We start from the raw sequence: 2,081 nt of genomic DNA, 5'->3' as shown, positions 1-2,081 counted from the left end.
TCGAGCCTGCGCGGCTCGGCCGTGGCTGCGGTCGGCTTGTCCCGCACCAGCTTCGACTCCGCCTCGTCGGCCTTCTTGCCGCTGGCCGAGAAGCGCTGGATGGTGACAGCCGCCACCGCGACGAGCGAGCCGACGAGCAGCGCCACCGCCAACAGCCCCTTCTTCGACATCGAAATACGCTGTCGGGCGGCGACGTTGGGGATGCCCGGTTCGCCTGGCAGGGGCGAGATGGCGTTGCCGTCGGGTTCGGGCTCAGCTCCCAGGTTTGGATCGCGGTCGCGCGGATCGTTCGGGTCGTCAGTCATGGTGTCGCCCCCTTGCGGACGTCGGAGGGCGCGTTGTTGCCACTGACATCGGCCTTCAGCACGCGCTGCACGCCGGGCACCGTGGTGCCGTCGCCCGGGGGCCTGCCGTCCAGATCGAAGGCTTCGTTCCACAGACCGACGACGGCTGAGCCTGCCCGCAGCATCAGTCGCCGGCTGACGCGATCGACCACCAGCAGGTCGTCCTCCATGCGGGCGTTGACCAGCGTCTCGCTGCCGTCGCCCAGCACATGGAACACGGCCGGAACCTCGCGGTTGCCGGGGAAACGCAGGTAGGTGAAGCGGCCATCGTCGTAGACCAGCGTCGGCACGATGTCCTGAGAGCCGGCGCCCTCGGCGATCGAGTATTGGGTATTCATCACCTGCGGCTTGGCCTGGAGGCGCTCGGCGACGACTTGATGCGGTGACGGGGGTGGGGGCACAACAGGCAACGCCATCATTGGCGTCGCTTCGCGCAGCGCGAGCCGCGCCGGGGGGGTCATCCTGGCCGGTGCCTTGACGACGAGGCGGTAGACCGGCGGCTTCGGGTCGCCGTCTGCCAGCACGACGAAGCGGAAGCTGTGCGTGCGGCGGTCGGTGACCACGGCCAAGGTGTTCGCGGCGCTGGCCGAGCTCTTGGCCTTGACGAACAGGTTTCGGCCTCCGGGCTGGGCCGCGATGCACCAGGCAGCATCGGCCTTCGTGCAGTCGCCGCCCAGACCGGCGGCTACCTCGGTGATCGCCTCGTCGGCATCGAGTACGACCAGCGTCACGACGCCGCGCTTGACCGGCACGGTGATGACGGTGCGCGGGTCGTAGACCACCTCGCGGAGCCGCGGGTCCGCAGGCTCCGCCGCGGCCATCGTGGAGCCGTATACCGCGACGCAGCCCAGGGCGGTCAGCCAGGCCAGCGGCTTCATGGCTTGGCCCCCGGTGCGGCGGTGTTGATCTCGGGATCGGACCGATAGGCGGTGACGACGAAGCCGAACGGGTTCTCGAGCCGGTCACGCTCCTTGGCCAGCACCTTGGGCTGGTACTGGTAGACGACGCTGGCCACGTGCCGCGTGGTGACTTCCGGCAGGTTGCGGTCCGTCAGGCGTACCACCTTGTCGTAGGTGACCGTCGCCTCGCCCCTGTTCCCGGCGCGCCCGGACGCGGCCAGTCGCACGCCGATGACGTTGATGCGCCAGTCCTCGGCAGCGCCGATCTTCTTCTGCAGGGCGCCGTCGCCCTCGAACTGGCGGTTGTAGTCGGCGAAGACCGCCGGCACCGCCATGCGCGCCACCTGGTCGAAGTCGCGCTGCAGGAACATCCAGCTGTAGCCTTCGCGGGCCCGGACGAAGTTGGCGAGGTTGTGCTTGTCGAGCGCCTCCATCGGCGGGATGGTCTCGACGCTCAGACGTTGCTGAATCGTGGCCTCGCCGGTGACACGATCGACCACGATGGGGATCTCCACGACCCGGCGCAGCGGGCCCTGGACGAATACTGCTGCGATGCCGATGAGGCCCAGCACCATGCCGGCGATGGCCACCCACCAGGCCCGGCGCTCGGAGCGTTCGAGCATCAGCGCACGGTCGATCTCCCATGCGCGGTTGGCATCGATCGTTGTCGTCTCCGCAGCGGCCTGGCGATGGTCGCGGGAGCGATCAGGCAATGCAGCGGCTCTTCCTGGCGTCAGGACGGCACTCATGGGGAGACCTCGGTTGAGCTGCGCGCGGCCTTCAGGCGGTACTGGGCGCAGCGGTTCAGGAATCAGACATCAGGGCAGGTAGTCGGCCA

The 2,081-nt window shown here is 68.9% G+C and carries 2 protein-coding genes and 1 pseudogene; all 3 read right to left on the bottom strand.

Annotated features, from left to right (window positions below):
* Positions 1-305 (bottom strand): annotated as a pseudogene (locus tag AC30N0_RS01190) (type IV secretion system protein VirB10); the annotation flags it as partial.
* The gene (locus tag AC30N0_RS01185) at positions 302-1,222 is read right to left on the bottom strand and encodes a TrbG/VirB9 family P-type conjugative transfer protein (protein ID WP_489516113.1); all 921 of its coding nucleotides are present in this window, start codon (positions 1,220-1,222) and stop codon (positions 302-304) included. The pseudogene AC30N0_RS01190 and the gene AC30N0_RS01185, both read right to left, overlap by 4 nt.
* A complete protein-coding gene (locus AC30N0_RS01180) occupies positions 1,219-1,992 on the bottom strand; it encodes a VirB8 family type IV secretion system protein (RefSeq protein ID WP_489516112.1) in 774 nt (257 codons plus the stop codon). Before AC30N0_RS01180 ends, AC30N0_RS01185 begins: the two co-directional genes overlap by 4 nt.
* Between the last annotated feature and the right edge of the window lie 89 nt (positions 1,993-2,081).

The organism is Rhizobacter sp., from assembly GCF_031412495.1.
Taxonomy (GTDB): domain Bacteria; phylum Pseudomonadota; class Gammaproteobacteria; order Burkholderiales; family Burkholderiaceae_C; genus Schlegelella_A.
The sequence above is the reverse complement of the archived record's forward strand: the minus strand, read 5'-3'. Positions and strand labels throughout refer to the sequence as shown.